The sequence below is a fragment of the Kitasatospora sp. NPDC058190 genome (assembly GCF_042883685.1).
Classification (GTDB): domain Bacteria; phylum Actinomycetota; class Actinomycetes; order Streptomycetales; family Streptomycetaceae; genus Kitasatospora.
In genome coordinates, this window is the sequence record NZ_JBHVVI010000055.1 from 1 (window position 1) to 25,630 (window position 25,630).

Genomic DNA, 25,630 nt, shown 5'->3' on the forward strand with positions numbered 1-25,630 from the left:
ACCCGCCACCAGGCCGAGGCGGACGCCGGAATCGACCGCCTGGCCGGCCTGCGCCGCATCGGCGTCGATGAGATCTCCTATCGGCGCGGACAGAAATACATGACCGTTGTGGTCGACCACGAGTCCCGGCATGTCGTATGGATGGCCGACGGCCACGGCAAGGACGTGCTCCGCTCGTTCTTCGACGCCCTGGGCGCCGACCGCGCACACCAGCTGACGCACATCAGCGCGGACGGGGCCGAGTGGATCGCCGATGTCGTCGCCGAGCGGGCCCCGAACGCGGTCCGCGCCATGGATCCCTTCCACGTCGTGCAGTGGGCCACCGAGGCCCTGGACGAGGAACGCCGGGCCGCCTGGAACCGCGCCAGGCGCCAGGCGGCAGACCCCGAACTCGCCCGCCGTCTCAAGCACTCCCGTCACGCGCTGTGGAAGAACCCCGAGGACCTCACCGCCCGCCAACAGGCAAAACTCGCCTGGATCGCTACCAACGACCCGCGCCTGCACCGCGCCTACCTCCTCAAGGAGGGACTGCGCACGATCTACCGAATCGCCAGAACAGAGGGCGCCCCTGCCGCGGCCGAGGCGCTGGACCACTGGCTGTCCTGGGCGAGGCGGTCGCGGATTCCGGTCTTCGTCGAACTCGCCCGCAAGGTCCAACGCCACCACGACGCCATCCTGCACGCGATCGTCGAGGAGTTGAGCAACGGACTCATCGAGTCCACGAACACGAAGACCAGGCTCATCATCCGCAGAGGCTTCGGCTTTCACTCCGCCGAGGCCGTCATCGCCCTCGTCATGCTCTGCCTCGGCGGCAACCGCCCCACCCTGCCCCGACGCCAACTCACATGATCCGACCCACAGATCCAGCACAAGAGCCTGATTTCTCCACCCTCGCCAATTCCTTCAATCTGAGCGTCATCAACGAGTTCCGCGCCAACGGCGGCCGGGTCGGCGGCCCCTTCGAGGGCGGCGACCTGCTGTTGCTGACCACCACCGGGGCCCTCACCGGGCGGCCGCACACCGTCCCGCTCGGGTACGTCCGGGCCGAGGGGCTGCTGCTGGTCGTCGCCTCGGCGGCCGGGGCGCCGGAACACCCGCAGTGGTACCGCAATCTGCTGGCCCATCCGGTTGTCCGGGTCGAGCTCGGCACCGACAGCTTCGACACGATCGCCGTACCCACCGAAGGCGCCCACAGGGAGGGGCTGTTCGCCGCAGTCGTCCGGTCGGCACCCGGGTACGGCGACTACCAAGCCCACACCGAGCGCGAGTTGCCGGTGGTCGTCCTGGAGCGACCCGAGGCACCGACCGATGCCCCCCGCGAGGTGCACAGCCTCGCCGACAAGCTGCTGGAGGCGCACAGCTGGCTGCGCGCGCAGCTACGTCACATCCGGGACGAGGCGCAGGCCCACTCCCCCGGCCGCCCGGTCGGGCTCGGCCTGCAACTGCGGCAGCACTGCCTGGCGTTCTGCCAGGGACTGACGCACCACCACACCGGCGAGGACGCCGCGATCTTCCCGACTCTCGCCCGCAGCCACCCGGAGCTCGCCGGGGTGCTGGAGCGGCTCGGCCAGCAGCACCGGGAGATCAAGCGGATCAAGGAGCAACTGGTGGCACTGCTGGCCGGGATCGCGATCGCCGAGCCCGAGCTGCTCCGAGCCGAACTGGACCGGATGTCGGCCGAGCTGGAGGCGCACCTCGACTACGAGGAGGCCGAGTTGCTGCCCACCCTCGCCGGGATCCCCTTCCCACCGGTCCGGCCCGCCCCGGCCGGCGACTGACGCGGCGGTGCCGCCGTCCCCTCCCGAGCTGTGAGAGGGGACGGCGGCACCGATGCTGCGCGGCGCACCTGACGGAGCGCTGGAGCCGGGCCTCAGGACTGGCTGAAGACCGGCAGGTAGCCGTCGGCCTGGCCGGCCGCGTTCGGGTGGTAGCTCTCGTCGATCGGCAGCGTGGTGCTGTGCAGCCAGGTGTCCAGCGACCCGCAGATCTCGTGCCCGGAGAAGATGTCGCGCACGTCACCGAAGGCGAAACCGGCATTGGCGACCTGCTTGGCGATGACACCGTCCAGCGTGTCGGCGGCCTCGTTGATGGCGGCGCGCTTGGTGTCACCGATGCCGAAGATGCAGGAGCCGTCGAGCTGGTACAGGTGCGGGTAGCCCATCACCACGACGTGGGCGTTCGGCGCCTTGGCCCGGATCGCGGAGTAGACCTGGTCCAGCTGGCCGGGCAGGGTGTTGACGGCGTAGTTCTCGGCCGTGCTGACGGCGTTCAGGCAGTCGCTGTCGCTCCCCAGCACACAGGTCTGCATGGTGCTGGAGAACCCGGCGTCGTTGCCGCCGATCGTGAGGCTGACCAGCGTGGTGCCGGAGCTCACGGCGGAGATCTGGCTGTTGAGGACGTCGCCGGTTCTCGCCCCCGAACAGGCCACGAAGGAGAAGGAGGACGGGGAGTTCGCGTTGGTCCACAAATACGCGTAGGCATTGGTGCTGCGCTTGCAGCTACCGCTGTCGCTCAGGTAGCTGCCGGCACCGACACCGGCCGAGTAGGAGTCGCCGAGGGCCACGTAGTTGACACCGGCCGCGTTGGCGGAGGACGCCGTGAAGAGCGTCGTCAGCGTGAGGAGAGCGGCTGTCGCGGCGACGGACAGGGCACGAACAGGGCGGAGCATTGCACCTCCTGGTGATGGCGTGGATCATCGATCGGTTGCCGGGCGGCAGCCGAGCACCGGACGACGGGGCCGGTGTCCCGCTGGATCGCCTGGCGGAACGTCACGGCGGTACGGCTCAGGAGCGACTGAAGACCGGCAGGTAACCGCCGGACTGGCCGGCCGAGTTGGGGTGGTAGCTCTCGTCGATCGGCAGCGTGGTGCTGTGCAGCCAGGTGCTCAGCGAGCCGCAGATCTCGTGGTCGGTGAAGATGCTCCGGACGTCGCCGAAGGTGAAGCCCGCGTTGGCGACCCGCTTGGCGATGACGCCGTCCAACGTGTCGGCGGCGCCGTTGATCGCGGCGCGCTTGGTGTCACCGATGCCGAAGATGCAGGAGCCGCCCACCTTGTACAGGTGCGGGTAGCCCATCACCACGACGTGGGCGTGCGGCGCCTTGGCGTGGATCGCGGAGTACACCCGGTCCAGCTGGGCGGGCAGGGTGTTGAGGGCGTAGCTCTTGGCCGTGTTGACGGCGCTCAGGCAGTCGCTGTCGGAGCCCAGCACACAGGTCTTCATGGTGTCGGCGAAGCCCGCGTCGTTGCCGCCGATCGTGAGGCTGACCAGCGTGGTGCCGGAGTTCACCGAGGAGATCTGACTGTTGAGGACGTCGCCGGTTCTCGCCCCCGAACAGGCCACGAAGCTGAAGGATGACGGCTTGTGCGCGTTCTTCCACAGGTAGGCGTAGGCGTTGGTGCTGCGCTTGCAACTGCCACTGTCGCTCAGGTAGCTGCCGGCACCGACACCGGCTGAGTAGGAGTCCCCCAGGGCGACGTAGTTGACACCGGCCGCACTGGCGGAAGTCGCCGCGAAGAGCGTCGTCATGGAGAGGAGAGCCGCTATCGCGGCCACGGACGGAGCACGAGCAGGGCGGGGCATCGCACCTCCTGGTATGACGTGGGTCACAGGAAGGGATACCAGGCAGTAGCCAAACGCGGAAGCGCTCATGCCAAGGACATTGACGGTCCGTCTGATAGCGCAGGAGTGAACTGCCCTGGACAGAGCGTGAGTTCACGCTGGTGGGTGCGGGTATACGTCGATGCGCGTCGGTCATCGCGTGTAGATGAGAAATTCCGGGGAAGTCAGCACAGCGTCAGCCGCTGGTCAGCGCACGGCACCGCCGCGCCTGTTCGGCGGCGAGGCCCCGTCAGCCCGCCCGGGGGTACGCCACAGCATCGGCACGCCGCCCGAGGGCGCGCCCCGGCCCCCTCTAACCCTGCCCACTCGAAGACACGCCACGACCCCGCCGACCCACCCGCCCCAAGAGCGCGGCTCAGCTCCCCGCGATCCGGTCGCCCCCCGCGTACACCGCCCCCGGGAAGACCGTGCAGCCCTCGACCGGCAGCTCCTCGATCGTCTCGTTCGCGGCGGCGGGCACGCCGAGCCAGCGGACGGCCGTAGCGACCGCCGCCCGGGCCTGGCGCAGCCCGGGCGCGCCCCAGCCCAGCAGCTCGACCGCGAGCCCCGGCGCGACCAGCAGCCGCCGGTAGTGCCGGCCCGAGGCCGGGTCGGCCACACTCGGGCCGACCGCTCGCAGCGCCGCCGCCATCCGGACCCGCGCGCACTCGTGCCCGCCGTTGGCCGAACCGACCCGGTCGTAGAGGTAGCCGAGGTAGTGCGGACGGCCGATCACGGCCTGGGCCTCCTCGCCCGCCTCCCGGGCCAGGGCCGCGGCCGGGTCCCCGTCGTCCTCCGGCTCCAGCGAGCCGCCGGGCAGCGAGCAGATCCCGTCCCGAGGGTTCACCAGGGTCAGCACCCGCCCGTCCGGGGCGAACAGCCAGCCCCAGGACTGCTTCACCGGCAACCCGTCCGGCACCTGCTCGCCCGGCCGCCACGGCCAGCCCGCCGTGGGACGCCGCCGCACCTTCCCGAGCAGCTCGGAGACTTCCGCCGTGAACTCGATCCGGCCCATGCCGTACGTCCCCCCTCTCGGTGTCGGGCTCGCCGGACCTGCGGAGCACGGTTCGGAGCGGAGCGGCCGGAGCGGCGGCGTGGGGTACCGCACGCTCCTGCTGTTGATCTTCTCCGATCTTCCCCGAACAGGCGGTCGATGAACAGTCCCCAGCGCCGCATGGTGGATGCGGAGACCGCGAACGACCCGATCACCCCAGCGGCCCGCCCCCTTCCCCGGCCCCCGGGAAGCCGACCCCCGGGAAGCCCGGCAGCGGGAAACCCGGCCGCGGGACCACCCCGGGCGGGAACGGCAGCCCGCGCGCCGCGTCGTCGGCCAGTTCGTCGAACACCTCGTGGGCGGTCATCGGCCGCAGCTGCCCGTCGGCCAGCGCCCATCCGCGCACCGGCGGCCCGGGCGGCCGGTCGGCCGACGGCCCGCTCGAAGCCCCGTCCGGCGGCCCGCTCGACGGGTCGCCGTGCAGCAGCAGCGCCCCCTCCCCGCCCGAGGCCACGCCCGCCGCGAGCGTGACGCAGAACGCCTCCGTGTCCCGCCCGGAGGGGTGCAGGCGCCCCGCCGCCACGCAGACGTCCACCGCCGAGGTGAGCTCCTCGCCGTCCTCGGGGCCGTGGCAACGCAGCGTCAGCAGGTGGCAGCCCTCCCCCGCGCCCTCGGCCAGCGCCACGTAGACCGAGGTCACGTACCGCATGACCGCCGCCATCCGTCTCTGCCCGGCCGGGTCGTCGCCGACCGCCTCCAGCAGCGCCGCGCAGGCGACGGACATCCGCACCCGGGCCCGGTGGTCGTCCAGCAGCACCGGGAGCAGCTCGACCAACCGCTCCCCCGCGTAGACGAACGGCTCCCCGGCCAGCTCCGGATCGCCCGCGTAGGCGACCCGGGCGGCGGGCGACCGGGGATCGAGCCCGAGCGCCGCGCAGTAGTCCTCGAAGTCGCCCGCCTCGAGGACCCGCAGGTGCACCTCCAGCCCCTGTCCGTGCAGGCCCCTCAGCTGCTCCTCCGCCCGCCGCAGGTACTCCTGGTGCCCGAGGGCACCGAACAGCCCGTACTTCGCCAGCCCGGCGAAGTCGGCCGCCTCCGCGGCGAGCGCGACCGCCACCGGCTGCGGCGGCGCGCCCCGGGCCCGGCCACCGCGCCGCCCGCGGGCCCCGGCTCCCCCAGCCCGCCCGCCCGGCGGCCGTCCGCCCCCCGGCGGCGGCGCCCCTCCGGGACCACCGGCGGGCACCCCGCCGACCTCGGCCCCGGGCCTGCGCCCGCCGAGCACCAGCACCCGCCGGCCCCGCACCGGCCCGCACCGCACCACCGCGGCGCCCGACACCTCGTACACCGAATCGCGCACAGCCATGGGTTACCTCCCGCTCGCTCACTCGGCACCGGCCGGCACAGGGCAGTACCAACCACTCCGACCCTCGGAGTCGCCGACGCCACGGAACATACACAGAGCCACTGACAATCCACCCCAAGTAATCGAACAAGGTCGGGCAGCCCCAGCTCCGCCGCCACTCATCGATCAGTCCCGGCGATTTCCATCCATATTTCGGCCACCGCCCGGCACGCGACCGTCCTCCGGTGCGCCGGGGTCGCCGACGTGGTGGCGGGCGACGCCCCCGGAGGCCCTGGGACGCCCGTGACAACTGATCCACGCGGGATTGTCAGTGCCGGGCGCTATCGTCGGGGACCATGCGACTCCTGCATACCTCCGACTGGCATCTCGGGCGTTCCTTCCACCGGGAGAGCCTGCACGACGCCCAGCGCGCCTTCCTGGACCACCTGGTGACGGTGGTCCGCTCCGAGGGCGTGGACGCCGTGCTGGTCGCCGGGGACGTGTACGACCGGGCACTGCCGGGCCTGGAGGCGGTCGCGCTGTTCGACGACGTGCTGCACCGGCTGGCGGACCTCGGGGTGCCGACGGTCTTCATCAGCGGGAACCACGACTCGGCCCGCCGCCTCGGGGTCGGAGCCGGGCTGATCGGGCGGGCCGGGATCCACCTGCGGACCGACCCGGGCGAGTGCGCCGAGCCGGTGCTGCTGGCGGACGAGCACGGGCCGGTCGCGGTGTACGGGCTGCCGTACCTGGAGCCCACGCTGGTGCGCGAGCGGTTCGGGCTGGCCAAGGGCGGGCACGCGGCGGTGCTCGGCGCGGCGATGGACCAGGTCCGGGCCGATCTGGCGGCTCGCCCCGACGGGACCAGGGCCGTGGTGCTGGCGCACGCCTTCGTCACCGGCGGCGCGCCCAGCGACAGCGAGCGGGACATCGCGGTCGGCGGGGTCGCCTCCGTGCCCGCCACGGTCTTCGACGGGGTGCACTACGCCGCGCTCGGCCACCTGCACGGCTGCCAGACCCTCGCCCCGCACCTGCGCTACAGCGGCTCCCCGCTCGCCTACTCCTTCTCCGAGGTGCGCCAGCGCAAGACCATGTGGCTGGTCGACCTCGCGGCCGACGGCACGGTGACGGCCGAGCGGGTCGACTGCCCGCAACCGCGCCCGCTCGCCACCCTGCGCGACACGCTGGACGCGCTGCTCACCGACGAGAAGTACGCCGAGCACGAGCAGTCCTGGGTGCAGGCCACGCTCACCGACACGGCCCGCCCCAGCGAACCGATGGAGAAACTGCGCCGCCGCTTCCCGCACACCCTCCAGCTGCTGTTCGACCCCGAGGAGAGCGGGGCCGGGCCGTCCGAGTCGTACGCGGCCAGGGTCAGCGGCCGGGACGACCTGGAGATCGCCGAGGGCTTCCTGCGGCACGTCCGCCCCGGCGCCGAGCCGGAGCCGGACGAGCTCGGCTGGCTGCGCGAGGGCTTCGAGCGCGTCCGGGAGACCGCCGACCGGAAGGCGGACCTGCCCCGATGAGGCTGCACAAGCTCACCGTCACCGCCTTCGGCCCGTTCGCGGGCAGCGAGACGGTGGACTTCGACGCGCTCGCCGCCGGCGGGCTGTTCCTGCTGCGCGGCGCGACGGGTGCGGGCAAGAGCAGCGTGCTGGACGCGGTCTGCTTCGCCCTCTACGGCGAGACGCCGAACGCCCGCCGGGCGAACCGGCTGCGCAGCGACCACGCCGACCCGAAGCGGCTGACCCAGGTGCAGCTGGAGCTGACGCTCGGCGGCCGGCGGCTGCAGATCACCCGGCTGCCCGAGCAGCGCCGACCGAAGAAGGTCGGCACCGGCACCACGGTCGAGCGACCGCAGACCCTGCTGCGCGAGTGGACGCCCGACGCGGGGGGCGACGGCTCGCCCGGCTGGCGCCCGCTCAGCAAGTCGCACCAGGAGGCCGGGGAGGAGATCCACCGGCTGATCGGCATGAGCCGGGAGCAGTTCTGCCAGGTGGTGCTGCTGCCGCAGGGCGACTTCGCCCGCTTCCTCAAGGGCGACTCGGAGGAGCGCGGCAAGCTGCTGCGGCGGCTGTTCGACACCGAGCGGTACGGGCTGGTCGAGACCTGGCTGGCCGACCGGCGGCGCGCCCAGGAGGCCGCCGTCCAGGCCGGTCGGCGCCGCCTGCGCGACCTCGCCAGCAAGGCCGAGCAGGCGGCCGGCCCCGACGCCGAGCCAGCCGACGGCTGGGTGCCGGCCGAGGACGGCGACGCCGACCTGACCGCCGGGGTGCTCGGCTGGGCAGCGGTCCTGCGCAGCGGCGCCGCCGAACAGCTCGCCGTCGCCGAGGCCGCGCTCGCGGGCGCGGAGGCGGCGCAGCGGGAGGCCCAGCGGGGCCGGGAGTCCGCCGAGGAGCTGGCCGGGCGGCAGCGCCGGCACCGGGAGGCGGTGGCCGAGGCCGAGCGGCTGGCCGGGTTCGAGCCGGCCGCGGCTCGGGACCGGCAGCGGCTGGCGGCCGCGCAGGAGGCCGTCGGGGTGGAGTCCGCGCTGCGGCTGCGGGAGAGCGCGGCCGAGGCGCTCGGGCGCGCACGGGAGGCGGAGCAGCGGTGCCGGGAGGCGCTGGCCCGCTCCGGCCCCGAGGGCCGCAGGCTCGCCCGAGCCGGGAGCGGCACCGAACCCGGAGCCGAAGCCGGCAGCGGGACCGAGGCCGGAACCGACACCGGCGCCGCCGAGCTGGCCGCGGCCGAGCTGCGGCTGCGGGCCGAGCTGGTCCGGCTGGAGGCGGCCTGGGCCGAGGAGCGGCGCTGCGCCGAACTCGCCCGCGAGCAGCGCTCCTTGACGCAGGAACGGAGCGCCGCCGAGGGGCTGGCCGAGGAGGCCGAGGACTGGCTGGCCGAATTCGACGGTGAGCTGGGCCGATTGGAGGAGCAGCAGTCCCGGGCCCAGGCGGCGAGCGCCAGGGTCGAGCAACTGGACGGGCAGCGCACCGAGTCGGCCGCCCGGCTGAGTGCGGCTCGGGAGCGCGACGGACTGCGGGCCGAGATCGCGGGCGCCGAGCCGCGGGTCGCCGAGCTGCGCACCGCCGCGTTGGACGCCCGGGAACACAGCCTGGACCTGCGGGATCGGCGGCTGGCGGGCATGGCCGCCGAGCTGGCCGAGCAGCTGCGGGTGGGCGAGGCCTGTCGGGTCTGCGGCTCGCCCGAGCACCCGGCGCCCGCCGAGGCCGCCGCGGGCAGCCGCGTGAGTGCCGAGGACGAGGAACGGGCCCGACAGACCCAGGCCGCCGCCGAGCAGGCTTGGACGGCGGCCGACCAGGCCCTGACCGCGCTGCGGGTGCGTGAGGCGACCGCCGCCGGGGCGGCCGGGCCGCACGGTACGGACGCGCTCGCGCAGTCCCTGGCCGGACTGGAGCGCGAGCACCGCGAGGCGCTGCACGAGGCGGAGGCGCTCGGCCGGGTCGAGCGGGAGATCGGCCGGCTGGCACAGGACCGCACCCGTCGGCTGGACGAGCTGCACGAGGCCAAGGAGCGCGCCGCCGTCCTCACCGATCGGCTGCAGGCTCTGGACGCCGAGCAACGGGATCTGACCGCCAAACTGACGGCCGCCCGGGGAGAGGCGGCCTCGGTCGCCGACCGGACCGCTGCCCTGACCCTGCTCACCGAGGAGGTGGCCGCCACCGCTTCCGCCGCCCGGGCCTGCGCGGAGGCTCGGGCCCGGCTGGGCGAGGCCGAGGAGGAGCTCGGCAAGGCCGCCGTCGCGGCGGGCTTCCCGGACGCCACGGCGGCGCTCGCGGTACTGCTGCCGCGCGAGGAGCGCGAGCGGCTGGCGGCCCGGCTGGAGCGGCACCGCGCGGAGTCGGCGGCCGTGCAGCGCGAGCTGGCGCTGCCCGAACTGGCCGAGGCCGCGGCCCGTCCACCGGTCGACCTGCCCACCGCCGCGGCCACGCTCGGCACGGCCACCGACCGGCTCGGCCAGGCGCACGCCGCCCGGTCGGCGGCCCGGGAGCGCTGCGCGGCGCTGACCGCGATCGGGCGGCAGCTGACCGAACTGACCGGGGACCTGGCCCCGACGCTGGAGCGGTACGGGCGGATCAACCGCCTCGCCGCACTGGCCGCCGGCACCTCCACCGAGAACCGGCTGCGGATGCGCCTGGAGTCGTACGTCCTGGCGGCCCGGCTGGAGCAGGTCGCGGCGGCGGCCAGCGACCGGCTGGTCCGGATGTCCGGCGGCCGCTACACCCTGGTGCACAGCGACGACCGGGGCGCCGGCAACAAGCGCTCCGGCCTGGCCCTACGGGTGGTCGACGCCTGGACGGGCACCGAGCGGGACACCGCGACCCTCTCCGGCGGCGAGAGCTTCTTCGCCTCGCTCTCGCTCGCCCTCGGCCTGGCCGACGTGGTCACCGACGAGGCGGGCGGCATGCCGCTGGACACGCTGTTCATCGACGAGGGCTTCGGCACCCTGGACGAGCAGTCCCTGGAGGAGGTGATGGACGTCCTCGACGGCCTGCGCGAGCGGGACCGCGCGGTCGGCATCGTCAGCCACGTGGCCGATCTGCGCAGCCGTATCCCCGCCCAGCTCATGGTCCGCAAGGGCCGCCACGGCTCCACCCTCGCGCTGGCCACCCGGGAGGACGCCTAGGAACGGCTGGTCAGCCCGAACACGCCACCCGCTGTGCCTGCTGCCAGGCACACACCGGGCACAGGGTGCTGCCCGGCTGGTCGGCCGGCAATTCGGTCGGCTCCCCGCACAGCACACAGTCCGCCCGCGGGCCGGTCGCCTCCGGGTCGTGCCGCAGCGCGGCCTCCGCCGAGCCGTCCGGCGCCGGCTCGCACACCACCGCGCCCTCGGTCACCATCGCACCGTCCGTCGCGCTGTCACTCATGCCGCCTTCTTACTCCCCGCCCCCGCCCGGCGGCAAGACGCCCCCGCAGACGGCCCCGGCCCGGGCCCGGGCCGCCTCGATCATCGCCCCGAATCCGTCGAGCATCGGCCCCAGCCCGAACACGAACAGCGAGTCCAGGTCCAGGTCGTAGCCGTCCTCGACGCTCCCGACGGTCCGTGCGAACACTGGGTGCCGCTCCCCCGCGACCAGCGCCGCCAGTGCCGGGCCCTGGTGGTCCATCCACTGGCCCTCGGTCAGGCCGGTACCGGCCTCGGCCTGGGCCTCCCGTTCCAGGTGGACGGCGACGCCCTGGACGTAGCAGTAGAGCAGGACGTGCAGGTCGAGCATGGTCGCGGCGTCCAGACCGTGGCCGTCCAGCGCGGCGAGCGCCCACTCGGCGTGGTCCATCAGCGCGGGCAGCACCAGCGGCCGGGTGAGCGCGCCGACCTGCGCGAGCCACGGGTGGCAGCGGTAGATCCGCCACAGGGTGTGCGCGCCGAGCTCCAGGCGTGCCCGCCAGTCCCCCGTCGGCTCAACCGGGTACGTCCCCTCGCCGAAGGCCGCGTCCGCCATCAGCAGCACCAGGTCGTCCTTGCTCGGCACGTACCGGTACGGGGTCATCGCCGCCACGCCCAGTCGGGCGGCGACGCTGCGCATGGAGAGCGCGGCGAGGCCTTCGTGGTCGGCGATCTCCAGGGCGGCCCGGACGATCGTGTCCCGACTCAGCTCGACGGCCGCCCCCGAGGCCGCCGAACCGGCGGTCGGCGAAGTCTCCGCTGGAGGAGCGCTCGGACGACGCCGAGGTGCCTGACGGGCCGCCACCACCGTGCCCACCCGGGGCAGGGTCTCGACCAGGCCTTCCAGCCGCAGGGTGGTGAGCGCCTTGGTGGCCGTGGCGAGGGCGACGTTCCACTCCCGGGCGATCCGCCGCGTCGAGGGCACCCGCTCGCCCGGAGCAAGCGTGCCGTCCGTGATCCGCCGGGCGATCTGGTCGACGATGCGCCGGTAGGGCGGGACGGGCTCGGGCGTGGAGACCATGCGGCCGGCTCCCTCACGTGATGCGGATCTCTTTCCGCGATGACCGGTTCTGTACTAGCTCAGACCCTACCAGCGACGCTGCCTTGAATCCGCCGACTGCACTAGATCAGTAGCCGTAAAACGGCCTTGGCAGCCCTGCACGTACTCCGTACATTCAGGTCGCGTACACCGTACGAGCGCCATCGGCGCACCAACGGCAAGGAGCTGTCAATGAAGTCCGTGCTCATCTCCGGCGGCGGCATCGCGGGCCTCGCGCTCGCCGTCTCGCTGAACCGTCAAGGCTTCGCCCCCACGGTCGTGGAGCGGGCCGACGGGCTGCGCGGCGGCGGGCAGGCGGTGGACGTTCGCGGGGTCGCGTTGGACGTGGTCGATCGGCTCGGGATGCTGGAGGAGGTCCGCGCCCACCGCACCCGGATGCGGGGCATGTCCGTACTGGACGGCGACGGCCGGGAGATCCACCGCTCCACCGAGAGCACCTTCAGCAGCGGGCGACTCGACAGCGAGGACATCGAGCTGCTGCGCGAGGATCTCGTCCGCGTGCTGCACGACCGGGCGGCGGCGGAGGGCGTCGAGCTGGTCTTCGGGGACACCGTCACCGCGCTCGACCGGGGCGAGGACGAGGACGGCGCCTTCATCCGCTTCGAGCGCGCCGAGCCTCGACGCTTCGACCTGGTCGTGGGGGCCGACGGCCTGCACTCGACCGTGCGCCGACTGGCCTTCGGGCCCGAGGAGCGCTTCGCCCGCCACCTCGACATGCACCTGGCGATCTTCCGTGCGAACAACTTCCTCGCTTTGGAGGACTGGCAGCTCTGGCTGCGCGAGGGCGAGGCGGGCTACGGCGTCTACCCGGTGCGCGGCAACTCCGAGCTGCGGATCAGCTTCGGCTTCGCGGGCGAGCCGCTGTCGGCCGGACGGCGCGATCCGGAGGCTCAGAAGGCCTTCGTCGCCGAACGGATGACCGCGTTGCGCTGGGAGACTCCGAGGCTGCTGAAGGCCCTGGCCGAGGCGCCGGACCTCTACTGCGACTCCATGGCGCAGATCCACCTGGACCACTGGTCGCGGGGCCGGATCGTCCTGCTCGGCGACGCGGGTTACTGCGCCTCCCCACTGTCGGGTCAGGGCACCAGCCTCGCCCTGGTCGGCGCGTACGTGCTGGCCGACGCGCTCACCCGTTCGGCGGGGAGCACCACGCCGCCTACGCCGAGTACGAGCGGCGGCTGCGCCCGTTCGTCCGGCTCAATCAGGCGCTGGCCACCGACAACCCGGGCGGGCCGGCTTCCGAGGAGTCGGTGGAGCGGGCGAAGAACGCGATCACGCTGGACGGATGACGACTGACAGATGACCGCGAACAGATGACAGATAACGGATGACAGATTTCCACATCTGTCATCCGTTATCTGTTCGCCGTCGCCCGAACCGCCCCACCCGCAGGACTCCACCGCCCTCCGGCTACCGTGGCCGCCATGGTCGCCGATCTCCAGCAACGCCTGCAGGCCGCCCGGGCCGCCGCGCCCACGTACCCCGAGGTGGGAGCCACCCGGGGAGGGCGGCTGCCGGACGGGTACGCGCAGCTACGGCGGCGGGTCCACCTGGGCCACGGGCCGGAGGTGCTGGAGCGGGCCGGGCGGTATGTGCTCGGCTGGGGCAGCCAGTTGGGAACGGGCTTCGCCGTGTGGCCGGGCGAGCCGGCCCGGGAAGGGGACACCGTGCTGCTGCGGCTGAGCCTGCCGGGCAGCCGGTGGCCGCGGCTGGTGATCCCCTGCCGGGTGGTCTGGACGGTGGCGGAGCCCGACCGGATCGGTTTCGCGTACGGGACGCTGCCCGGGCATCCGGAGTGCGGCGAGGAGTCGTTCCTGGTGTCGATGGACGCCGACGGCGAGGTGTGGTTCGAGGTCGCCGCGTTCTCCCGACTGTCCGCCTGGTACGCCCGGCTGGGCCGTCCGGTCGCACTGCTCTGCCAGTACCTGGCGATCGAGCGCTACCTCGCCGCCGTGGCCGAGCACGTCGCCCGGGCCCGCTAGCCGAGGAAGGACAGTCGGACGGTGCGGCGCGGGTTGTCCCCGTTGGTGTCGATCAGCACCACGGACTGCCAGACGCCGAGCGCCAGTTGCCCGCCGATCACCGGCAGGGTGGCGTGCGGGGCGACCAGGCCGGGGACCACGTGGTCGCGACCGTGGCCGGGGCTGCCGTGCCGGTGGCGCCAGCGGTCGTCGGCCGGGAGCAGGTCGCGCAGGGTGGCGAGGAAGTCCTCGTCACTGCCGGAGCCGGTCTCCAGGACGGCGATCCCGGCGGTGGCGTGCGGGACGAAGACGTTGAGCAGGCCGTCACGCCCGGCGGCCCGGTCGTTGAGGAACACGGCGCAGCGGTCCGTGATGTCGAGCGCGACCTCACGGTTGCCGGTGGTGATCTCCAGCGTGGCGGTCTGGAAGGAGCCGGTTGACCCGGTGGACGTGGAGTGGTGGTTGTCGGCCATGGCGCCATCCTGACCCAGGTCAGCGGGCCGGACCTACTGCCTCGCCGTCTGCCCTTGCCAAGGAGGCAAACTCGCATAGGGTGAGAGGTTCAGACCAAAGCAGCGGGTGGATCCGCCCGTCAACGGATCTGCCCGGCAACAGGCCTGCCCGTCGACAAACCTGCCCTGCGACGGACCTCCGGACACGACGAAGACCCGACGGACCGATTGGTCCGCCGGGTCGAGTCGGGGCCGAGCCGACTGCGACCGGAGGCCGCTAGCCGCGCCCGCCGAAGAGGCTCCGCCGCAGCCGCCGCAACGGCGCCAGCAGCGAGACCCGGGTGTGGCGACGACGGGCCGCCGCCGGGGCGTCTGCGCCGCGCGGCGTCAGCTCCCTTATCAGCCCGAGCGCCTCGGCGGTGTCCACCGCCGAGAGTGCGGGCGCGCCGAGCACGGCCAGGTGTCGGTCGATCCTGCGGCCGGTCGCGCCGACACCGCACTGGATCGCCGGCACACGGGGCCGAGTCCGCACTTGCATGTGTTCCATCAGTTTTCCCACCCCTACGAGGCGCCAGGGCCGTGAGGCGAAGACTATCCGTGACAGACGGCCTTCGCGCAACCGTCCTTGGTGTTGTGCCACCGTACCGTGCGACGTCAACTGACGATGCACCAGGGGCCACCCGTGCGGTCACGACTAGGCATCAATGGTGGTGCACGACCCGCCGTCCGTCAGGAGGGCCAGGAGGCACTGGCCCGGCGCCCGTTCGCGCGGTATGCGCCGGGCGCACGGGGGCGTCCGACGGGTGCCACGACCCGTGTCGACGAATCGCCCCCGGATGTCGACGAGTCGCCCGCATATAGGGGACAGCCGTCAGGTCGACAAAACGATCACCGGCGGCGGGAACGGCGCCAGCGGCCAGGTTCATGAAGTGAACACATACGAGGGATTGACTCGCGTCGATCCTCCAAGCAATATCTGATGCACACGCCAGTGCCCGCACCGCACTCAAGCGTGTGTTCGAGTGATGAAATGACTCGATCAGCTCCGGTTCCCGCGAGCCACTGCCCGGTCACCTCGACGCTGCGGTGGCCAGGCTCGCAGGGTGCCCGGACCGGCGGCCGGCCGTAGAGGGTCGGCCGGGCCGCCACCAGACTGCCGGTGCCGCCCCGCTCGGGGCCCGGCACCGGCGGTTCCGGGCCCGGCCCCCGCCTCCCACCGCCGACCGGACGTCCCCGCAGGTCGCGCCCGGTGGATCGGTAGACTCGGCCAGCGTGTCCCTCCTCCTCAGCATCGTGCTCCCGGTCCACGGCGTGGAGCGGTACCTCCCGCGCTGCCTCGACTCGATCCTCGGCGAGACCCACGCCGCGGAGACCCGCTTCGAGGTGATCGCGGTCGACGACCTCTCCCCCGACGGCTCCGGCGCGATCCTGGACGCCTACGCGGCCCGCGACCCCCGGCTGCGGGTCCTGCACCTCACCGAGAACCAGGGCCTCGGCGGCGCCCGGACCGCCGCGCTGCCGCTGGTGCGCGGCGAGTACGTCTGGTTCGTGGACAGCGACGACTGGGTGCCCGAGCAGACCGTCGGCGTGATCCTGGACGAGCTGGAGCAGGAGCTCCGCCGGGAGACCCCCGTCGACGTACTGCTCACCGACTTCACCCACGTCTACCCGGACGGCGAGACCGAGCCCAACCCCTGGCGGCACGTCCTGGTCGGTTCCCCGCTGGTCGAGGGCTGCACCGTGGCCGAGCACCCGGCGCTGTTCCAAACCGTGATGTCGGTGTGGAACAAGGTCTTCCGCCGCGCCTTCCTGGAGGGCCTGGACGTCGCCTTCGGCCGCGGCTACTACGAGGACATCTCGGTCACCTACCCCGCACTGCTGGCCGCCGGGCGGCTGCGCTACCTCGACCGCCCCTGCTACTTCTACCGGCGCGGCCGGGACGGCGCGATCACCGCCACCGCCTCCCCCAAGCACGCCGACGTGTTCGCCCAGTACGACGCGATCTTCACCTTCCTGGACCGCCCGGACCGTCCCGGCCGGCCCGTCCCGGAGTCGCTGCGCACCCTGGTCTTCGACCGGACCCTGCGCCAGGCGCTGAACGTCTACGACACCCCGGGGCTCGTCCCCACCGACCGGCGCAAGGACTTCTTCCACCGGATCTCCGACCACTTCGAACGCCACCGCCCGGCCGGCTACCGCTTCCCCGGCGGGGTGCGCGGCGTGCAGTACCGGCTGGCCGCCCGCGGCGCCCGGATCGCGTACGCGGAGCTGCGCCGCACCGGCCGGCTGCCGCGCGGACTCAAGCGCGGGGCACGGGCGGTGGCACCCGCGGTGAAGAAGGGCGTGCGCAGCGGCGCCCGGTTCACCGCGTACAACGCGTTCCGCCGCCTCCCGCTGGACGAGCACCTGGCGGTCTACGCCGCGTACTGGCACCGGGGTTACGCCTGCAGCCCGGCGGCGATCTACGAGAAGGCGAAGGAACTCGCCCCGCAGATCCGGGGCGTGTGGGTGGTGGAGAACCGCACGCAGGCCGCAACCATGCCGCCCGGGGTGCCGTACGTGATCGTCAACACCCCCGCCTACCTCAAGGCGATGGCGACCGCCAAGTACTTCGTGAACAACGTCAACTTCCCGCGGACGATGGTGAAGCGGCCGGGGACGGTGCACGTCCAGACCCAGCACGGAACCCCGCTCAAGGCGATGGGCATGGACCTGCGCGACCGCCCGGAGGCGGCCGAGGGGATGGACTTCGACCGGCTCCAGGAGGCCGTCGACCGCTGGGACTTCCTGGTCTCCTCCAACCCGCACACCAGCGAGCACTTCGCCCGGGCCTTCCCCGGCCGGTACGAGATGCTGGACACCGGCTACCCGCGCAACGACCGGCTGGCCAACACCACCCCGGAGGAAGTCCGGGCGATGCGCGAGCGGTTCGGTCTGCGGCCCGGCACCACGGCCGTGCTGTACGCGCCGACCCACCGCGGCGGCAAGGGCGGCTACGTGCCGCTGGTGGACGTGGCGGAGCTGGCCCGGCGCCTGGGCCCGCGGTTCACGCTGCTGGTGCGCACCCACTACTTCCACGTCGGCGGCCCGGGCGATCTGACGGCCGGTGAGGACGCGGCGGAGATCGTGGACGTCTCGGCGCACCCGACGGTGGAGGACCTCTACCTGGCGGCGGACGCGCTGGTGACGGACTACTCGTCGATGATGTTCGACTACGCGGTGCTGGACCGGCCGGTGGTCGTCTTCGCGCCGGACTGGGAGGAGTACCGGCGCGAGCGCGGCGTGTACTTCGACCTGTTCGAGGAGCCGCCGGGCGCGGTCACGGTGGACGTGGACGGGCTGGCGAGGGCGCTGCGGGCGGGCGATCCGGAGCCGGCGGCGCGGGCGCGGTTCCGGGCCACGTTCTGCGTCTGGGACGACGGCGGCGCGGCGGAGCGGGTGGTGCGCCGGGTGTTCCCGGTCAAGGGCTGACCCGCGGGGAGCGGGCCCGGCAGGGGCTGGTCCGGGCTGCTCCCCGAGGAGCCGGCCCGGGAAGGCCGGCGGAGCTCCGGGCGGGGCCGGTGCCGCCGGTACGACGACCGGCCCCGTCGGTGCGACTTCAGCGCTGGCGGGCGGCCAGGAACTCCTCGAAGTCCAGGTAGCCCTGGTGACGGGTGTCCATCGCGTGGATCAGCGCCTCCGCCATCGAGAGCGTGACGCCGTGGTCGCCCATCTCGTTGGCGGCCAGCGCGTACTCGGCCGGGGTGATCTTGCCATCGCCGTTCTGGTCGATGCGGTCGAACATCTCCTTGATGGCCTCGATGCTCTCCATCGTTCCCTCCTGGGTACTGCGGGGTTGTGCTCGGTTCGGACGGCCGTACACTACCCGGCCGTGGTGGGCGCCACGGTGGCCGGGAGTGGACGGGCGCGGGGGTGGGTGTCGTAGTCTGCGGGTCTGATTGCTGGCCCGGGCTCCTCCCGGGCGGTCGTTCGTCCAGGGAGGGAACATGCTCGATCTCGTCACCAGGCTGGTGCTGAAACCCGTGTCGCGGGGGATCTGGCGCCCGGTCATCGAGGGTGCCGAGAACGTGCCGCGCAAGGGCGGGGTGATCCTGGCCAGCAACCACCTGTCCTTCATCGACAGCGTGGTGATCCCGCTGACCGCCCCGCGCCGGGTGCACTTCCTCGCCAAGGCCGAGTACTGGACCGCACCGGGCCTCAAGGGCCGCATCTCCAAGGGCTTCTTCGAGTCGATCGGCGCGGTGCCGGTCGAGCGCGGCACCTACCGCTCCGCTCAGGCCTCGCTGGAGTCGGCGCTGGAGATCCTGGAGGACGGCAAGGCCTTCGGCATCTACCCCGAGGGCACCCGGTCGCTGGACGGCCGGCTCTACCGGGGCAAGACGGGCGTCGCCTGGCTCGCGCTGACCGCGGGCGTGCCGGTCGTGCCGGTGGCCCTGGAGGGACCGGAGCAGATCCTGCCGGTGGGCAAGCGGGTCCCGCGGATCAAGAAGGTGACGGTCCGCTTCGGCGAGCCGCTGCACTTCGACCAGCTGCACGGGCAGGCCCGCTCGCTGAAGGCCCGTCGGCAGGTGACCGACGAGGTGATGGCGGCGATCCAGCGGCTGTCCGGCCAGGAGGTCGTGGAGAGCTACAACGAGGTGCCGAAGGCGGCCTGACCGCCGCCCACTCGCCTCACGCGTGCCCGAGGGCGGCGTCCGACAGGGCCGCTGCCTCCGGCGCCTCCCGGCGCAGCAGCGCCGCGTACCGGCCGTCCAGCTCCACCAGCTCCTCGTGGCTGCCGAGTTCGACCACCTCGCCGTGGTCGAGCACGGCGATCTGGTCGGCGGAGCGGACGGTGGAGAGCCGGTGCGCGATGGTGATGGTGGTGCGGCCGGCGGCCAGGGTGTCGACGGCCTGCTGGACGGCGTGTTCGGTGCGGTTGTCGAGCGCGCTGGTGGCCTCGTCAAGGATCAGCACCGGCGGGTTGCGCAGGATGGTGCGGGCGAGCGCGAGGCGCTGCTTCTCGCCGCCGGAGAAGCGGTAGCCGCGTTCGCCGACCAGGGTGTCGTAGCCGTCCGGGAGGGCGGCGATGGTCTCGTGGATCTGCGCGGCCCGGGCGGCCTCGACCAGTTCGGCGTCGCTGGCCCCGGGCTTGGCGAAGCGCAGGTTCTCGGCGACCGAGGCGTGGAAGAGGTAGGTCTCCTGGGAGACCACGCCGACCGCGCGCGCCAGGGTGTCGAAGGACAGCTCGCGCACGTCCACGCCGTCCAGGGTGACCCGGCCGCCGGTGACGTCGTACAGCCGCGGCACCAGGTAGCTGAGGGTGGTCTTGCCCGAGCCGGTCTCACCGACCACGGCCAGTGAGCTTCCGGCCGGGACCTTGAGCTCGACGCCGGCCAGGGTCGGGCGCTCCTGCCCGGGGTCGTAGCGGAAGTCGACGGCCTCGAAGCGGACCTCGCCGCGGATGTCGGTCAGGGTGACCGGGTGCGCCGGCTCGTCGATCTCCACCGGCAGGTCGAGGTACTCGAAGATGCGCTGGAAGAGCGCGAGCGAGGTCTGCACGTCCACGCCGGTGGAGAGCAGGCTGACGGTCGGGCGGAACATGCCCTGCTGGAGCGTGACGAAGGCGACCAGGGTGCCGACCGAGACGATCGGCGCACCGGCGGCGGAGGTCAGTCCGGCCGCCCAGTAGATCAGCGCGGGCATCGCGGCCATCACGATCTGGATGGTGTTCATCCGCCAGCGCCCGGCCATGCTGGCCCGCACCTCCAGGTCGGCGAGCTGGTCGGACTGCCCGGTGAACTCCCGCGCGAGCGAGTCGGAACGGCCCATGGTGCGGCCGAGCAGGATGCCGCTGACCGACAGCGACTCCTGGACCGCCGAGCTCATCGCGGCCAGCTGCTTCTGCCGCTCGGTGGTGATCTTCTTGCGTTCCTGGCCGACCCGCCGGCTGATCCAGACGAACACCGGGAGCAGGAGCAGCGAGACGACGGTCAGTCGCCAGTCCAGGGCGACCATGGCGACGATCGAGGCGATCACCGCGGTGAGGTTGGAGACCAGGCTGGTCGCGGTGGAGGTCACCGTGGACTGCATGCCGCCGATGTCGTTGGCGATCCGGGACTGCACCTCGCCGGTGCGGGTGCGGGTGAAGAAGGCGAGCGACTGCCGCTGCAGGTGGCCGTAGACGGAGGTGCGCAGGTCGTGCATGACGCGTTGGCCGACGGTGGTGGAGATCAGGGTCTGCAGCACGTTGAAGATGCTGTTCACCACGGCCGTGAGGATCATCCCGAGCGCGAGCAGGCTGAGCAGCCCGGTGCGGCCCTGCGGGATGGCGGTGTCCAGGACGGCCCTGAGCAGGAACGGCGAGACGACGGAGACCACGGCGGAGGCGGCCACCAGCAGCCCGACCGTGGCGAGGCGGCCGCGGTACGGGCGGAACAGCGCGAGGATCCGCCGCCACTCGGCGGGCGGGCGGGACTCGCCCTCGGCGCGCTCGGGCGGGGTCCAGTCGATGGCGGCGGGCCTCAAGGACGGGCCTCCCTGGGTCGGACGCGCGACGGGCGCGGCGGCGGGCATGGCGGCGAGCATGGTTGCGGGCATGGCGGTCGGGTGGATGCCAGCATAGCGAGAGTAGCTCATAGTTAGGCAAGCTAATAGTGAGTGCAACTCTATTCCTGGCCCGCCGGCCCGCCACCGCACCCCGCCCGACCGCCGCGCGCCTCAGTTCGTCCGGTAGGTGCGCGCCGCCTTCGAGGACAGGCCGCCGAGCTTGCCGGAGGGCAGCATCCGGGCGATGGCCACCGCCGCCTTGTACCGCTTGCCCGGCACGGACAACGACTTGCCGCGCGCCAGGTCGCGCATCGCCTCCGCCACCACCCGCTCGGCCGAGAGCCAGGACCAGGACGGGATGTTGCCGGTGCCCATGCCGGCCCGCTCGTGGAACTCCGTCCGGGTGAAGCCCGGGCACAGCGCCATCATCCGCACGCCCGTACCGCCGAGGTCGCGCAGCACGCCCTGGGTGAAGCTCACCACCCACGCCTTGCTCGCCCCGTACGTGCCGCGCGGCAGGAAGGCCGCCACCGAGGCGACGTTGACGATCGCGCCCCGGCCGCGCTCGCGCATCCCCGGCAGGGCCGCCGTGGTCAGCCGCAGGATCGCCTCGATGTGCACCTTCACCATGTCCAGCTCGGCCTGGAGCGGGACGGCGCCGAAGGCGCCCTTGTTGCCGAATCCGGCGTTGTTGATCAGCAGGTCCACCGGACGCTCGGCATCGCCGAGCCGGGCCTCGACGGCGGCGATGCCCTCGTCGGTCGCGAGGTCGGCGCGCAGCACCTCCGCCTCGATGCCGTACTCGGCGTGCAGGTCGGCGCTCGCGCGCTCCAGGCGCTCGGTGTCCCGGGCCACCAGGACGAGCTGGTAACCGCTGCGGGCGAGCCGGCGGGCGAAGGCGGCTCCGATGCCGGCGGTCGCGCCGGTGATCAAGGCTGTTGTCATACCCCCGACCGTACCGACTCGCCGCAGCCGAGCCCACACCCAGGGCAACGGCCCTGCTCGACGGGCCGCGGATGCAGGCGGTCGGTCGCACCCGCGGTGTCGGACAGGGGAAGAGCCCGGCCGGGTGATGAGATCCGGGCGAGGACAGGCATCTGACGACAACTCGGTTCCGGCCCGAGCGCTCCGGCGGCGCGCAGCCCGGCGCTCACCGAGGCCGAGACACTCGCGAGCCTGACGGTGGAGGATGAGACCGCCGTGTCCGACCCGCCCACGGACCTGCCCGAGAAGGAGCCGACCCCCATGGCCGGACCGGAAACCGCGGGACGCGGCCTCGCGCACGAGGTCGTGTCGGCCGCAATCGACCGGGCCGCCGCTGTCGGGCACCTCAACGCGTTCATCACGCTGGACGCCGAGAGGGCGCTCGCGGAGGCGGCCCGCCGTGACGCCCGGGGCGGCGAAACACCCTGGTGCGTCGTCATCAAGGACAACATCCATGTCGCGGGCCTGCCCAACACCGCGGGCACCCCCGCGCTCGCCGGCTTCGCCCCCGGCGCCGACGCGCCCGTCGTCAGGGCGCTGCGTTCGTCCGGGGCGATCGTGCTGGGCAAGACGAACATGCACGAGCTCTCCCTGGGAGCCACCTCGTGCAACCACAGCTTCGGCGCCGTCGGCAACGCCACCGACCCGGCCCTGTTCGCGGGTGGCAGCAGCGGCGGTACGGCTGCCGCGGTGGCCGCCGGCATCACCGACGCCGGACTCGGCACCGACACCGGCGGTTCCGTCACCATCCCCGCCGCGCTCAACGGGATCTACGGCCTGCGCCCCAGCGCCGGGCGCTACCCCTCGGCAGGTGTCACTCCGCTGTCGACCACCCGGGACACCCCCGGACCGCTGGCCCGCACCCTGGACCGCCTCATCGCGCTGGACGCCCTCGTGACCGGGGAGACCGGAGGCTCTGCCGGAACTGGAAGCCGCGCTGGAAGCGCAAGCCCCCGGGAGTCGGGACGCCCGCTCCGGCTGGGCCTGCCGCGGCACGTGTTCACCGAGGACCTGGAGGGCCCGGTCCGAACCGCCTGGGAGGCGGCCCTCGGCTGCCTCACCGCGGCGCGGACACAGTGGGCTCCGGTGGACACGGCGCACCTGGTCGCGTACGACTCCCGGATCGGATTCCCCCTCGTCTTCGGCGAGTTCGCCGCCGCCCTCGGACGCTACCTCGACGAGCACCGCACCGGGCTCACCCCCGCCGACGTCCTCGACGCGGTCGGCGACCCGGTCATCGCGGAGTTGCTCAAGGCCACCGCGTTGCCCACCGCCCCCGGGTACCCGGGGGCCGCCGCCCTGCGCGGAGCCCTCGCGGAGCGCCGGGCGATGCAGGCCGCCTACGACGACCTGTTCACCGCGAACGGCCTGGACGCGGTCCTGAGTCCCACCGTCCCGGTGTGCGCCCGGCCGCTCCACCGGTACGAGGAGGCCCTCCCTCTCAACGGTCGGGGCGTCCCCACGTTCCTCACCCTGATCCGCAACACGTCCCCCGCCGCCACCGCGGGCCTGCCGTCGGTGACGCTCCCCCTCCCGGTCACCGGGTCGGCGCCCGTCGGCGTCCAGCTCATCGGAGCGCGGATGGCCGACCGGGACCTGCTGGCCGTGGCCGCGCGGGTCGACGCCCTGCTGCACCCCGCGGAGGCGGGTCAGGCCGCGACGGCCTTGGCGCGGTCGGCGGCGATGTGGACGGCGAGGCCGCCGAGGACGGTGCCCATGGCGTAGCGCTGAACCCGCAGCCAGATCGGACGGCGGTTGAGGAAGGTGGCGATGCTGCCCGCGCTCATCGCGATCAGGCCGTTGACGGTGATGGCGATCACGATCTGGGTCAGGCCCAGCACCAGGCTCTGCAGCGCCACGTGGCCGCGCTCGGGCGCCACGAACTGGGGCAGCAGCGAGATGTAGATGATGGCGATCTTGGGGTTGAGCAGACAGGTCAGGAAACCCATCGCGAACAGCCGGCGCGGCGAGTCCGGGGGCAGCTGCTGCGGGGCGAAGACCGCCGTGCCGCCCGGCTTGACCGCCTTCCACGCCAGCCAGAGCAGGTAGCCGGCGCCGGCCAGCTTGATCGCGGTGTACAGCGCGGGCACCACCGAGAAGACGGCGGCCACCCCGGCCGTCACCGCGACCAGGTAGACCAGGAAGCCGGTCGCGACGCCGGCCAGCGACACCAGCCCGGCGCGGCGGCCCTGCGCGATCGAGCGCGAGACCAGGTAGATCATGTTCGGCCCCGGCGACAGCACCATGCCCAGCGCCACGGCGGCGATCCCGAGCACGGCGTGGCCGTCCACGGCGGATATCAACGCGTCCAACTCGCTCATGTGAGGAGGCTAGGGTGCGGAGCGAGCTCGATGCAATGATGACTTTGCGCTCGGTGCAATGTGCCGTGACCTGGGACGAAGGGCTGGACGCCGATGGACGACTACCGCCTGATCGCGGACGGGATCGCCGCCGAGATCGCGGACGGACGGCTGCGGCCCGGCCAGCAACTGCCCACCCAGCGCGCCTTCGCCCGCGCCCGCGGCATCGCCAACTCGACGGCGACCCGGGTCTACCGCGAGCTGGTCCGGCGCGGGCTGACCGTCGGGGAAGTCGGCCGGGGCACCTTCGTACGGGCCGGGCTGGGTGCGGACGACGGACGGGTCGCGCTCGCCGAGCCCGCCGCCGCGCCCGTCGACCTGGAACTCAACTACCCCACCGCGCCCGGGCAGGCCGAGCTGCTGGCCGAGGGGCTGGCGCCGCTGCTGCGGGTGGACGCGCTGGGCGAGGCGCTGCGGCCGGTCGGCGCGGCCGGGACGGGCGCGGCGCGGCGGGCCTTCGCGGGGCTGCTGTCGTCGGGCGCCTGGGAGGTCGACCCGGCGCACCTGCTGTTCGCGGGCAACGGGCGGCAGGTCATGGCGGGGGCGCTGTCCGCCCTGGTGCCGCCGGGGCAGCGGCTGGGCGTGGAGGCGCTGACCTATCCGGTGGTCAAGGCGGTGGCCGAGCGGCTGGGCATCCGGCTGGTGCCGCTGGCGGTGGACGAGCACGGGCTGCTGCCCGACGCCGTGGCAGCCGCCCACCGTACGGCGCCGCTGCGCGCGGTGTACGTCCAGCCGCGGCTGCAGAACCCGACCGGGGCGAGCCTGCCGCACGAGCGGGCGGTCACGCTGGCCGGGGAGCTGCGACGGCTGGACCTGCCGGTGGTGGAGGACTCGATCTGGTCCTTCCTGCGGCCCGAGCTGGCGCCGCTCGCCGCGCTGGCTCCGGAGCGGACCGTTCTGGTCGACAGCCTGTCGAAGCGGCTCGCCCCGGGACTGACCAGCGGGTTCGCGGTCGTCCCGGACGGGCTGCGCGAGCGGGTGGCGGGCGCGTTGCGGGCGGGCGGTTGGGCACCGAGCGGCTTCGCACTGGAGGCGGCGGTGCGGTGGATCGGGGACGGGACGCTGGCGGCGGTCGAGGCGGCGAAGCGCGCGGACGCGGCCGCGCGGCAGGAGCTGGCGCGGGAGGTGCTCGCGGGGCAGCGGCTGCGGGCGGACCCGTGCTCGTACTACCTGTGGTGGGAGCTGCCCGGGGCCTGGCGGGCGGAGACCTTCGTCGCGGCGGCGGCGCGGGCGGGGATCTCGGTGACGCCCGCGGCCGCGTTCGCGGTCGACCCGCGGAGCACGCCGTCGGCGGTCCGGGTCGGGCTGGCTTCGCCGCCGCTGCGGGTGCTGGCGCGGGCGTTGGGGGTGCTGGCGGGGATTGCGGCTGACGGATGACGGCTGACAGGTCACTGGTAACAGCTAACAGCTATCAGCTGACAGATTTTGAAATCTGTCAGCTGATAGCTGTCAGCAGTCGCCTGTC

Annotated in this window: 22 protein-coding genes; 10 read left to right on the forward strand and 12 right to left on the reverse strand. The window is 73.2% G+C overall.

Annotation, left to right across the window (positions count from 1 at the left end):
• Both ACFVWU_RS24075 and ACFVWU_RS24080 read left to right on the forward strand, forming a co-directional pair.
• Nucleotides 1-849, forward strand: an 849-nt coding sequence (locus ACFVWU_RS24075; RefSeq protein ID WP_387624510.1) for an ISL3 family transposase, incomplete at its 5' end; no start/stop codon positions are given.
• A complete protein-coding gene (locus ACFVWU_RS24080) occupies nucleotides 846-1,778 on the forward strand; it encodes a nitroreductase/quinone reductase family protein (protein WP_387624512.1) in 933 nt (310 codons plus the stop codon). The genes ACFVWU_RS24075 and ACFVWU_RS24080, both read left to right, overlap by 4 nt.
• A gap of 92 nt (nucleotides 1,779-1,870) precedes the next feature.
• Here the strand turns inward: ACFVWU_RS24080 and ACFVWU_RS24085 are convergent, their stop codons facing one another.
• The 4 genes from ACFVWU_RS24085 to ACFVWU_RS24100 all read right to left on the reverse strand — a co-directional run bounded on the left by ACFVWU_RS24085 (nucleotide 1,871) and on the right by ACFVWU_RS24100 (nucleotide 5,956).
• A complete protein-coding gene (locus ACFVWU_RS24085; protein WP_387624515.1) occupies nucleotides 1,871-2,668 on the reverse strand; it encodes an SGNH/GDSL hydrolase family protein in 798 nt (265 codons plus the stop codon).
• 115 nt (nucleotides 2,669-2,783) lie between these two features.
• Complete coding sequence (locus tag ACFVWU_RS24090) at nucleotides 2,784-3,581, reverse strand: SGNH/GDSL hydrolase family protein (protein ID WP_387624517.1); 798 nt, start codon at nucleotides 3,579-3,581, stop codon at nucleotides 2,784-2,786.
• 394 nt (nucleotides 3,582-3,975) lie between these two features.
• Complete coding sequence (locus ACFVWU_RS24095) at nucleotides 3,976-4,614, reverse strand: NUDIX domain-containing protein (RefSeq protein ID WP_387624520.1); 639 nt, start codon at nucleotides 4,612-4,614, stop codon at nucleotides 3,976-3,978.
• A gap of 190 nt (nucleotides 4,615-4,804) precedes the next feature.
• Complete coding sequence (locus tag ACFVWU_RS24100; RefSeq protein WP_387624523.1) at nucleotides 4,805-5,956, reverse strand: hypothetical protein; 1,152 nt, start codon at nucleotides 5,954-5,956, stop codon at nucleotides 4,805-4,807.
• A 335-nt stretch (nucleotides 5,957-6,291) separates the two neighbouring features.
• On the opposite strand from ACFVWU_RS24100, the gene ACFVWU_RS24105 reads away from it, so the two are divergent.
• Both ACFVWU_RS24105 and ACFVWU_RS24110 read left to right on the forward strand, forming a co-directional pair.
• Nucleotides 6,292-7,461, forward strand: a complete 1,170-nt coding sequence (locus ACFVWU_RS24105) for an exonuclease SbcCD subunit D (protein ID WP_387624526.1) — start codon at nucleotides 6,292-6,294, stop codon at nucleotides 7,459-7,461.
• Nucleotides 7,458-10,559: an AAA family ATPase gene (locus ACFVWU_RS24110; protein WP_387624527.1), complete on the forward strand. Its 3,102-nt coding sequence runs from the start codon at nucleotides 7,458-7,460 to the stop codon at nucleotides 10,557-10,559. The genes ACFVWU_RS24105 and ACFVWU_RS24110 overlap by 4 nt, the downstream gene beginning before the upstream one ends.
• 10 nt (nucleotides 10,560-10,569) lie before the next feature.
• Here ACFVWU_RS24110 and ACFVWU_RS24115 read toward each other — a convergent pair whose 3' ends face one another.
• Nucleotides 10,570-10,803 (reverse strand): hypothetical protein, encoded by a 234-nt coding sequence (locus ACFVWU_RS24115; protein WP_387624530.1) that lies wholly within the window; start codon nucleotides 10,801-10,803, stop codon nucleotides 10,570-10,572.
• A gap of 9 nt (nucleotides 10,804-10,812) precedes the next feature.
• Nucleotides 10,813-11,841 carry a TetR/AcrR family transcriptional regulator C-terminal domain-containing protein gene (locus ACFVWU_RS24120; protein ID WP_387624533.1) on the reverse strand — a complete coding sequence of 343 codons (1,029 nt, stop codon included), beginning with the start codon at nucleotides 11,839-11,841 and terminating at the stop codon, nucleotides 10,813-10,815.
• Between the two features lie 210 nt (nucleotides 11,842-12,051).
• Here ACFVWU_RS24120 and ACFVWU_RS24125 point away from each other — a divergent pair, with 210 nt between their 5' ends.
• Both ACFVWU_RS24125 and ACFVWU_RS24130 read left to right on the forward strand, forming a co-directional pair.
• Nucleotides 12,052-13,176: an FAD-dependent monooxygenase gene (locus ACFVWU_RS24125; protein ID WP_387624536.1), complete on the forward strand. Its 1,125-nt coding sequence runs from the start codon at nucleotides 12,052-12,054 to the stop codon at nucleotides 13,174-13,176.
• A gap of 128 nt (nucleotides 13,177-13,304) precedes the next feature.
• Nucleotides 13,305-13,862, forward strand: coding sequence for a DUF1990 family protein (locus tag ACFVWU_RS24130; RefSeq protein ID WP_387624539.1), 558 nt, complete (start codon nucleotides 13,305-13,307; stop codon nucleotides 13,860-13,862).
• On the opposite strand, the gene ACFVWU_RS24135 is transcribed toward ACFVWU_RS24130, so the two are convergent.
• Both ACFVWU_RS24135 and ACFVWU_RS24140 read right to left on the reverse strand, forming a co-directional pair.
• Entirely contained in the window at nucleotides 13,859-14,314 is a 456-nt protein-coding gene (locus ACFVWU_RS24135; RefSeq protein WP_387624541.1) for a YjbQ family protein, read from the reverse strand. The two genes, ACFVWU_RS24130 and ACFVWU_RS24135, sit on opposite strands and share 4 nt — an antisense overlap.
• Before the next feature lie 256 nt (nucleotides 14,315-14,570).
• Nucleotides 14,571-14,840 (reverse strand): hypothetical protein, encoded by a 270-nt coding sequence (locus ACFVWU_RS24140; protein ID WP_380609447.1) that lies wholly within the window; start codon nucleotides 14,838-14,840, stop codon nucleotides 14,571-14,573.
• 725 nt (nucleotides 14,841-15,565) lie between these two features.
• Between ACFVWU_RS24140 and ACFVWU_RS24145 the strand changes: the two genes are divergently transcribed.
• Nucleotides 15,566-17,764 (forward strand): CDP-glycerol glycerophosphotransferase family protein, encoded by a 2,199-nt coding sequence (locus ACFVWU_RS24145; RefSeq protein ID WP_387624545.1) that lies wholly within the window; start codon nucleotides 15,566-15,568, stop codon nucleotides 17,762-17,764.
• 127 nt (nucleotides 17,765-17,891) lie between these two features.
• On the opposite strand, the gene ACFVWU_RS24150 is transcribed toward ACFVWU_RS24145, so the two are convergent.
• Nucleotides 17,892-18,104, reverse strand: coding sequence for an EF-hand domain-containing protein (locus tag ACFVWU_RS24150; protein WP_387624548.1), 213 nt, complete (start codon nucleotides 18,102-18,104; stop codon nucleotides 17,892-17,894).
• A 175-nt stretch (nucleotides 18,105-18,279) separates the two neighbouring features.
• On the opposite strand from ACFVWU_RS24150, the gene ACFVWU_RS24155 reads away from it, so the two are divergent.
• Nucleotides 18,280-18,948, forward strand: a complete 669-nt coding sequence (locus ACFVWU_RS24155) for a lysophospholipid acyltransferase family protein (protein ID WP_387624551.1) — start codon at nucleotides 18,280-18,282, stop codon at nucleotides 18,946-18,948.
• Between the two features lie 16 nt (nucleotides 18,949-18,964).
• Here the strand turns inward: ACFVWU_RS24155 and ACFVWU_RS24160 are convergent, their stop codons facing one another.
• Nucleotides 18,965-20,848 carry an ABC transporter ATP-binding protein gene (locus tag ACFVWU_RS24160; RefSeq protein ID WP_387624629.1) on the reverse strand — a complete coding sequence of 628 codons (1,884 nt, stop codon included), beginning with the start codon at nucleotides 20,846-20,848 and terminating at the stop codon, nucleotides 18,965-18,967.
• Nucleotides 20,849-20,992: 144 nt separating this feature from the next.
• The gene (locus tag ACFVWU_RS24165) at nucleotides 20,993-21,766 is read right to left on the reverse strand and encodes an SDR family NAD(P)-dependent oxidoreductase (protein WP_387624554.1); all 774 of its coding nucleotides are present in this window, start codon (nucleotides 21,764-21,766) and stop codon (nucleotides 20,993-20,995) included.
• A 255-nt stretch (nucleotides 21,767-22,021) separates the two neighbouring features.
• On the opposite strand from ACFVWU_RS24165, the gene ACFVWU_RS24170 reads away from it, so the two are divergent.
• Nucleotides 22,022-23,530: an amidase family protein gene (locus ACFVWU_RS24170; protein ID WP_387624556.1), complete on the forward strand. Its 1,509-nt coding sequence runs from the start codon at nucleotides 22,022-22,024 to the stop codon at nucleotides 23,528-23,530.
• Here ACFVWU_RS24170 and ACFVWU_RS24175 read toward each other — a convergent pair.
• Nucleotides 23,455-24,126, reverse strand: coding sequence for a LysE family translocator (locus ACFVWU_RS24175; protein ID WP_387624559.1), 672 nt, complete (start codon nucleotides 24,124-24,126; stop codon nucleotides 23,455-23,457). The genes ACFVWU_RS24170 and ACFVWU_RS24175 overlap by 76 nt on opposite strands.
• 93 nt (nucleotides 24,127-24,219) lie before the next feature.
• Here ACFVWU_RS24175 and ACFVWU_RS24180 point away from each other — a divergent pair, with 93 nt between their 5' ends.
• Nucleotides 24,220-25,542 carry a PLP-dependent aminotransferase family protein gene (locus ACFVWU_RS24180; RefSeq protein WP_387624561.1) on the forward strand — a complete coding sequence of 441 codons (1,323 nt, stop codon included), beginning with the start codon at nucleotides 24,220-24,222 and terminating at the stop codon, nucleotides 25,540-25,542.
• Nucleotides 25,543-25,630: the final 88 nt, after the last annotated feature.